Consider the following 7333-nt stretch of genomic DNA (forward strand, 5'->3'; position numbering starts at 1 on the left):
CTTGACCAGCGTGCGGTCGGCCGTCCTCACTGTCCGGGCGGCGATATAGGTGAAGACCTTTTCGGCGTGGAAATTCTGCTGCGACCACAGGATCTCGAATGTCCGCTTCGTCATAGGAATCGAACGGGGCTTGGTGCCTTTGCCGATGACGGTGAAACGGCGGCCGAAGAAGTCTACCCGTGACCACTCAAGGCCAAGTATTTCCATGCGCCGGCAGCCATTCAGGAAAGCGAACTCGACGGCGACATCGTAGCCGCGCGACAACTCGGCCATGATCGCCGCCTCTTCGCCGATGCTGGCCTCGCGCACACGTTCCTTGGGTTCGGCCAGCAGATGCTTTGACCAGTCCACGTCGCCTGTCCTGGCGCCCCACAGCTTTTCGGCGCGCAGGATGATCTCCCGCAAAGGCTGGGTGACAGTCCGATTGACCGTGGCGGGACTTACCCGCCGCCGCCGTTCGGGCGTCCAGTATTTCCGGCCGGGCTTGCGCTGCGACGGCACGAACTCGCCGCGGCGCTTGGCCACCATGGCGGAGACCTTTTCGTCATTGATGTTCTGCAGTAGGAAATCAGGACCGAAATGCGCGACCAGCCAGGCCATCGACCATTCGGTGTTTTTCCAGTTTTCGTGGTTCTGGCCGACCTCAAGCCAATAACGGCTGGTGGCGATCGCCACCGTCATGTTCGGATCTGAAAAGGCTTGCTCGACGGCGATGGCCGCCTTCGCCTCGATCTTCCTGGCCTTCTCTACCTCTCGCGCTTCGCGCTTTGACGTGCATCCCGTTGAGCCTGAAAATCGACGACCCTGTAATTGGAAGTCGTAGGTGTAGAAGCCATCCTTGGCATCGGCCCTGATGTAGACGGACATGTGGCGGTCTTCTTTCTCTTCGCCTTCCAGGCAATGAGGTCGTCAAGCTCGTACCGTGGCGTTTCGCGTTTCTTGCCCAGACCGACGTTGATGTATGGGATTTCGCCCGATTTTCGCATGGCGCGCAAGGTGTCTTCGCCAATGCCGAGTTCTGCGCAAGCCTCGTCAGGTCTCAGGAGCGGCATGGCGTGCTCTCCAGCCCGAAGCTGCGCATCAGGTTGCGGCTATCAGCCCATCCCGCGTGGCCGGTCCATGCGGCGAGGAACTTCTGCAGCCGGTCGTGATCGCCGGCGGCACGGTAGGCTTTGAGCTTGCGCCGGGCACGGGTGACACTGTCGCGCCTCAGCAGCTTGTGGGTTGCCCAGATGCGATAGCCGACGAAGTTGACGCCGCGCGCCGCCGGCTGGATCGACCATTTGGAGAAGCGCAGCCCGAGCCGTTCACGCGAGAGCTGTTCGATCGACAGTCGCACCTTTGCCAGATGCTCCGACGAACGGCCGAGGATGACGATATCGTCCATGTAGCGATACCAGTAGCGCTCGCCGAGATCCTGCTGCAAATGCCGGTCGACGATGCCGCCATAGACGTTGGCGAGGATCTGGCTGACCAGACTGCCGATCGGCAGGCCGATGCCTTCGCGCGGCAGCATCGCCTCGATCAGGCGAAGCGTGGCCCGGCACGAGATCTTGGCTTCGATCAGCCGCCACAGCACCGCGCGGTCGATCGATGCGAAATATTTGGAAAAGTCCGTCTTCAGCACGAACAGCGGTTCGTCGTTCCTGGTCAAGCGGCGGATGTCGGCCTGCAGCATGTTCGCGGCGAGATGGGTGCCCTTGCCCGGCCGGCAGGCGAACGTGCGTGGCAAAAGCGTAGCGTCGAAGATCGGCGCGATGATGTTGAAAAGCGCATGCTGGGCGATGCGATCCCGGAACGGCAGCGCCGAAATGGTGCGCAGCTTGGGATCGAAGATGTTGAATTGATGCGGCTCGCCCTGGACGTAGGCGCCGCTTGCCATGTCGTTCGCGAGCGATTCTAGATTGAGGGCGGAAAATTCCTTGAACTCCAGTCGCGCCGGCGTCAGCCGCTTGCCGCGCGAGGTCAGCCGCAGAGCCTCGAGCATGGTGACATCGGCTGTTATCTGCTGGATTAGATTTCGGTGCTTCTTGCCCATGTAAACCTCGCTTGCCGGTCGCGGGTTTCGACAGGCGATGCCTGCTACTCCCCGCTGTACCGGACCCAGAAGTGTGTTCGCCGAAGCCGGATGACCGGGCTGACCACCCTGAAGCGCATGCTGATCGGCAGACACTTCACAAGCAGAATGCCGGCGCGGCCGTGACCGTCGCCGAGCAAGGAAAGGATCGTCACTGCGGCCCCGCGCGGAGATGTTGTCGTTCGAGTTCTCCGGCCAGTAGTCCAAGTTCGCGTAGCGGGAGCCGGCGTTCGAGCCGTTGATCCACGAGCCGCCGAAGATGGACGCGCGCCGCATCATTTCCCCGTTCACCCGTTGCCCTTTGCGGACTTGATCCATGCCCCGAGCATCGCGCCGGCTTCAGCCGGCAGGCGAAGCGTCGCCTTGTGCTGGTTCGGCGTGATGATCTTGAGCTTGCGATCTGCCGCGAAGCGCAACCAGAAACGCAGCGTCGCCAGGTTGGCGTCCGCCGCGTAAAGCTTTGATGGTTGCCGTGACTTTGCCGCCTGATAGAAGAGGCCCACCTGGTCGAACAGCACGGCCATCATCGTGTCGCGGACATTGCCATGCGCGCGGGGGCAGCGTTGCAGGATCGGGTAGAGATAGGTCACGGCTTCCTCATATTTGTCGATGATCGCCAGTCCCTGGCTGCCGGCATGTTCGTCGCGGATGATCATGTCGGGCACTCCCCACGGGACCGGCTGTGGCCGTCGCTTTCGCGACGGCTAGGCGGCAGGCTTCAGGTGGTCACTGCGGCCCCGCGCGGAGACGCTGCCGGCCGAGTCCTCCGGCCAGTAGACCAAGCCCGCGCAGCGGGAGCCGGCGCCCGAGCCGTCGAGCCACGAGCCGCCGAAGAAGGACGCGCGGGGATTATCGGGGTCGCCATCGGTTCCCCACTGCCACATGGTGCCGGTGACGTCGAACAGGCCCCATCTGGAGACGAATTTCTTGCCGTCCGCAGAGACGTCGCCGGTCGTTTCCGGCTCTTCCTCGCGCGAAGTCCGTTCGGTGACGCCGTAGGCGGCGGCGAAGAACTCTTCGGCGCCAAGAAGGCCCTTGCCGTGATGGGCGTAGATCTCGACTGCCGTGGCATAGTCCAGCTTCTTGGTACGCCCTTCGCCATCGATCCTGACGGGCAGCGAGCGCCCGTCAGCGATAATCTGTCCGAAGCGGCTTGTGCCGTCGGTCAGATGATCTATGCCGAGCAGATAGATATCGGCCCAGAAGCGACCATCGACCAAGGCCATGCCGCGAGGGTCCGGACAGGCCGGGCGGAAACCCAAATCCCAGCATGAGAAAGGATTGATGGCCGGGACACCGTCACCGCCGATACGGGCCAAGGCATTTCCGCTGGGTGCAAAGTGGAAGCCGCCGAAAATCGCGCCATCGTTTTGCATTGTTATCAGCCTGTCGGCGCGTGGCTTGCCGTCCGCAGCGATGAACACACCATAGTCGTATCCCGGTACGGCTTCGACGATGTCTATGGGCGTCTCCGATTCGAAGGCATGAGCTATACTGGCAACGGTGATCACCGTGCCGGCCTTGATCGATACCGTGTCGTTGCCGGTGACGATGAAGATGCAGGATGAGATATCGGCACGGTCGATGCCGAGCGCAGGAATTTTCGCGGTCGCGTTCATGATCAAAATCCTTGGGTTTCGATGAGAGGGAAATGCCGTCGCTTTCGCGCCGGCTAGGCAAGCTGCAGGTGGTCACTGCGGCCCCGCGCGGAGATGTCGTCGTTCGAGTACACCGGCCAGCAGTCCAAGTCCGCGTAGCGGGAGCCGGCGCTCGAGCCGTTGAACCACGAGCCGCCGAAGATGGACGCGCGGGGAGTTTCGGGGTCGCCGTCATGGCCCCAATCCCAGAGGTTTCCGGTCGCCTGCATGATGCCGCGTTGCGAGGTGCGGGCGGCGTCAAGGCCAGTTGCCTTCGGGTCTCGGCTGGCGGCTGTCTTTTCGGTGACGCCGAAGGCGGCAACGCGGAACTCGTCATAGGAGAGGAGCTGCTTGCCGTGGTGCGCCATGATCGCGGCTGCCGTGGCGTAGTCCATCGCTTCAGCCAAGCCGGGGCGGTTGACGAACTGCGGCAGATCGACGCCGTCGGCGATCGTTTCGCCAAAGCAGCTGGTGCCCTTGTCCATGTGGTTGACGCCAAGCTTGTAGATGTCGACCCAGATCTTTGTGCCATCCGGCATGTCGACCAGCGCCGTGCCGCGAGGATCCGGGCAGGCGGGCCGGAAATTCAAATCCCAGCATGAGAACGGATTGATCGCCGGTTCGCTGTCGCCGCCCGAGCGGCCGGTAGCATTGCCGCCCGGCGCGAAGTGAAAGCCGCCAATCTCGACAAAACCTTCGGCGACAACGTCGCCGGCGGGGATTGCGACCACGTCGCCCTCCTCATTGGCAAGGATGATGAAGTCGCGCCCGCCCACAAGGTCGGCGGTGTGCAGCGACACCTCGTGGTCGGTATGGTTTTCGACACCGCCGGCACCGAAGTTGATGACGGTGCCGGCTTTCAGGAAAATGCGGCTCCGACCTTCGACGCGAAAGGCGGGGGAGTTTGGATTGATCTTGTCCAGGATCGACTTTGACTCGCTGGATTTCAGGGCTGCGGATGTCATTGAAAAGCACTCCGTTGGGTTGAGATGGAAAATCAGGAAAGGCCGGCAATGAGCAGGCCGGCGCCGATCGCGGCGACGGCGAACATCAGGGCAAACAGGATCCGTCGTGCGACGGGCGATTCCGTCGGCGCCAGCGCGGTGCAGTCGTCGCCGCAGCCGCATGTGGGCCAGTTGTGGCAGACGATCCGTGCCGTGCCGTGCGGCGGTATCGTGATGCGTTCATAGTCGAGGGGGTGTTGCATCAGCGCAGCCCCAGGGCGACGCTGACGAAAACAAGCGCGAAGGTGAAGGCCGAGGCCAGCGCGAGGCGCGTGTGCACGTTGGCCAGGGCGGCGCAGGCGCGGTCGAAGCCGCCCTGCCCCAGTTCGGCCAGGATCTGTGAGGGCTTCTGGCCGGCATAAAGCTGGCGGGAAATCCACGCTTCCATCTCGGCGGACTGGCCGGCCACCGCGATCAGACGTTCGGCGACGTTCTTCATGGCCGTCAGTCCAGCCTGTGGACGGCGCGCGACTTGGCGAGATCAGCCGCTTCGGCGCCGTGTTCCTCGATCTGGGCGCGCGTGAAGCTGGAATGTTCGGCCAGGCTGTCGGCGGTGACCGCCGTGCCGTTCATGCCCATTTCCAGCATCTTGTCGGCCATCAGCTCGACGATGCCTTGGGTGACGACTGCGGGGGATGTTGACAGCGAACCGACAGGCGGATGCTGGAAGGTGATCATGTGCTTGCCTCCATCGCGGGATTGCGATTGGAGACGACATAAGCCATATCGGCTAATATCGTGTCAACATAAAGTTTAGCCAATCCGGCTATTGGCATTCGCGGTTTCGAATCACACGATGCCTGTTCCTGGGGAGGATGGGCACATGGGGATCGAGAATTTCGCAGCAGCGCTGGAAGCGCATGCCGTCGCGCGGCCACTGCCAGGTGCGCCACGTCAGGTCGTCTTGCCGGAAATCGACGACGAGAAAATCGAGCGCGAGGGCGAATATCTCGGTGATGCCGAGGGCCAATCGTTCATGATCGAATACACAGATTCCGGCGGCCGACATTCCGCCCGTCGAATTTCAGTGTATGGGCTGTCGATGGGGCATGCCGGCATCCCTTTGCTGACGGCAAAATGTCACGAGCGAAATGCGACTCGACAATTCAGGGTCGACCGCATCCGCTGTTGCATCGACTATAGCGGCGAAGTTCACGACAATGTCGCTTCGTTCCTCTTTGACAACTTCGGCATGAGCTTGGCTCTAGCAGCCCGCAAATCGACAGCTGAGTCAGAAGGTCGATGGAAGGACATTCTAAACCTGATCAGGGATGACGCCGTCTTGCTGGCGGCAATGTCGGAATCCGACGGCAACGTTCATTCATCGGAGGTCGATGTCGCCACAAGACATCTTGCCTCAGTGGTCGAGCGCACCCGCATCTCGCTCACCTCTTCGGAGATTGACATGATCGCGTCTCACGTCCGCCGGTTGCGGCCGACAGGGCGAGCTATCGCCCGCGCCCTTGATGGAATCGGGCGCCTTGGCGCTGATAGCGTTACCCGGCTTTTGCGTGCAGCAATTGCGGTTCTTGATGCCGATGGACGGCGGCATGTGGCGGAAATCGAACTGCTTAACCAGCTTTCAGTCGAGCTGACCGGCGTCGCGATCGCCTAACCTACTTGACGCCAAACAGCTCGTTTGTAGGCAGAATCCGGTGGACGTGCTGGACGTACTTTTTCTTGAATGTGATCTTGGCAGGCGGGTTGTACTGCCACAGGTGATACGATTCAGCGTCCTCGCTATCGAACCGCTTCACCCATGTTTCCGTGCCGGAATTGTCATGCAGCATCACCTGAACCACCACATGGTCGCCGCTGCGCACCTTCTGGTGGGGATGAAGATACAGAACGTCGCCCGGGAAATAGCGAGGCTCCATTGATTCGCCCTGCGTCTGGAGCGCATAGGCGCCGATGACGTCGCGAAGAACTGGCGGGCAAGGCACCTCGGTGATCGGGTCGGACGTCATCGAGTGGGCACCCTGGAGGGAGCCCGCCGCCAGACCGTAGAGCGGAATGTTGTCGTTGTTGGCTCGCCTGAGCTTGGCAGCCTTCTTCGGCGAGATAAACATGTCCGACGTTTTCGGCGGCGGCAGCGTGGCGTCACCGAAAAGAAGATCTTCCGCCAAGGAAAGCGCCGAAGCAGCAGCCGCGCGCCATTCATCATCAAGCTTGATCTTGCCCGACCGCAGTTTCGAGATTGTAACCGGATGCGCTTTCATGCGCTCCGCCATCCCCTCATTCGTCAGGTTGCGTGCATCCATCGCCTGTCGAAACCGGCGACGGTAGTGCTCAAATTTCTGTGCGAGATCGACCATGGGCGGAAAACTAGCCAAATTGGCTATTGTAGAAAGAGCCGATATGGCTAAACTTTTCCTTGACACGATGTTAGCCATTATGGCTTATCTCCGAACATGCAACTTCGTGAATGGCGACTTGACCGAAAACTAGGCTTTGCCGAAACGGCGCGCGCTCTCGGCATTGAGGGCGTGAACCCCGGCGGCACCCTGGCGCGAATCGAGATCGGATCTCGGCAACCCGATGCCGACATGATCGAGCGCATCGTTACGCTGACTGCCGGAGATGTGTCAGCTGCCGACATGCACGCGGTGCGGCTG

Annotated in this window: 11 protein-coding genes; 2 read left to right on the plus strand and 9 right to left on the minus strand. The window is 61.5% G+C overall.

All coding sequences use genetic code 11. The features are described 5' to 3' along the window. The 8 genes from EN750_RS39925 to EN750_RS11180 form a co-directional block, all read right to left on the minus strand. Window positions 1-867, minus strand: an 867-nt coding sequence (locus tag EN750_RS39925; RefSeq protein ID WP_127396453.1) for a tyrosine-type recombinase/integrase, incomplete at its 3' end; no start/stop codon positions are given. Window positions 868-1039: 172 nt separating this feature from the next. Then, entirely contained in the window at window positions 1040-2038 is a 999-nt protein-coding gene (locus EN750_RS11150; RefSeq protein ID WP_127396455.1) for a reverse transcriptase/maturase family protein, read from the minus strand. A gap of 326 nt (window positions 2039-2364) precedes the next feature. Continuing rightward, window positions 2365-2733 (minus strand): diversity-generating retroelement protein Avd, encoded by a 369-nt coding sequence (avd, locus tag EN750_RS11155; RefSeq protein WP_127396456.1) that lies wholly within the window; start codon window positions 2731-2733, stop codon window positions 2365-2367. A 48-nt stretch (window positions 2734-2781) separates the two neighbouring features. Beyond that, complete coding sequence (locus tag EN750_RS11160) at window positions 2782-3696, minus strand: hypothetical protein (protein ID WP_127396457.1); 915 nt, start codon at window positions 3694-3696, stop codon at window positions 2782-2784. Window positions 3697-3749: 53 nt separating this feature from the next. Beyond that, window positions 3750-4679 carry a hypothetical protein gene (locus tag EN750_RS11165; RefSeq protein ID WP_127396458.1) on the minus strand — a complete coding sequence of 310 codons (930 nt, stop codon included), beginning with the start codon at window positions 4677-4679 and terminating at the stop codon, window positions 3750-3752. A gap of 32 nt (window positions 4680-4711) precedes the next feature. Next, window positions 4712-4921, minus strand: a complete 210-nt coding sequence (locus EN750_RS11170; protein ID WP_127396459.1) for a hypothetical protein — start codon at window positions 4919-4921, stop codon at window positions 4712-4714. Next, window positions 4921-5157: a hypothetical protein gene (locus EN750_RS11175; RefSeq protein ID WP_127396460.1), complete on the minus strand. Its 237-nt coding sequence runs from the start codon at window positions 5155-5157 to the stop codon at window positions 4921-4923. Before EN750_RS11175 ends, EN750_RS11170 begins: the two co-directional genes overlap by 1 nt. Window positions 5158-5162: 5 nt before the next feature. Then, window positions 5163-5396: a hypothetical protein gene (locus EN750_RS11180; protein ID WP_127396461.1), complete on the minus strand. Its 234-nt coding sequence runs from the start codon at window positions 5394-5396 to the stop codon at window positions 5163-5165. 145 nt (window positions 5397-5541) lie between these two features. On the opposite strand from EN750_RS11180, the gene EN750_RS11185 reads away from it, so the two are divergent. Beyond that, complete coding sequence (locus EN750_RS11185) at window positions 5542-6333, plus strand: WYL domain-containing protein (protein WP_127396462.1); 792 nt, start codon at window positions 5542-5544, stop codon at window positions 6331-6333. Between the two features lies 1 nt (window position 6334). Here the strand turns inward: EN750_RS11185 and EN750_RS11190 are convergent, their stop codons facing one another. After that, the gene (locus EN750_RS11190; protein WP_189526137.1) at window positions 6335-7033 is read right to left on the minus strand and encodes a S24 family peptidase; all 699 of its coding nucleotides are present in this window, start codon (window positions 7031-7033) and stop codon (window positions 6335-6337) included. Between the two features lie 96 nt (window positions 7034-7129). Here EN750_RS11190 and EN750_RS39930 point away from each other — a divergent pair. Continuing rightward, window positions 7130-7333: helix-turn-helix transcriptional regulator (locus EN750_RS39930; RefSeq protein WP_210212739.1), on the plus strand; the 204-nt coding region annotated here is incomplete at its 3' end.

It is taken from the genome of Mesorhizobium sp. M7A.F.Ca.ET.027.03.2.1 (assembly GCF_003999175.1).
Classification (GTDB): Bacteria; Pseudomonadota; Alphaproteobacteria; order Rhizobiales; family Rhizobiaceae; genus Mesorhizobium.

What these genes read in the sequence shown, in the direction of transcription:
- avd (WP_127396456.1), bottom strand. Translation starts at nt 2,733, where the DNA reads ATGATCATCCGCGACGAACATGCCGGCAGCCAGGGACTGGCGATCATC.
- EN750_RS11150 (WP_127396455.1), bottom strand. Translation starts at nt 2,038, where the DNA reads ATGGGCAAGAAGCACCGAAATCTAATCCAGCAGATAACAGCCGATGTC.
- EN750_RS11180 (WP_127396461.1), bottom strand. Translation starts at nt 5,396, where the DNA reads ATGATCACCTTCCAGCATCCGCCTGTCGGTTCGCTGTCAACATCCCCC.
- EN750_RS11185 (WP_127396462.1), top strand. Translation starts at nt 5,542, where the DNA reads ATGGGGATCGAGAATTTCGCAGCAGCGCTGGAAGCGCATGCCGTCGCG.
- EN750_RS11160 (WP_127396457.1), bottom strand. Translation starts at nt 3,696, where the DNA reads ATGAACGCGACCGCGAAAATTCCTGCGCTCGGCATCGACCGTGCCGAT.
- EN750_RS11165 (WP_127396458.1), bottom strand. Translation starts at nt 4,679, where the DNA reads ATGACATCCGCAGCCCTGAAATCCAGCGAGTCAAAGTCGATCCTGGAC.
- EN750_RS11175 (WP_127396460.1), bottom strand. Translation starts at nt 5,157, where the DNA reads ATGAAGAACGTCGCCGAACGTCTGATCGCGGTGGCCGGCCAGTCCGCC.
- EN750_RS11170 (WP_127396459.1), bottom strand. Translation starts at nt 4,921, where the DNA reads ATGCAACACCCCCTCGACTATGAACGCATCACGATACCGCCGCACGGC.
- EN750_RS11190 (WP_189526137.1), bottom strand. Translation starts at nt 7,033, where the DNA reads ATGGTCGATCTCGCACAGAAATTTGAGCACTACCGTCGCCGGTTTCGA.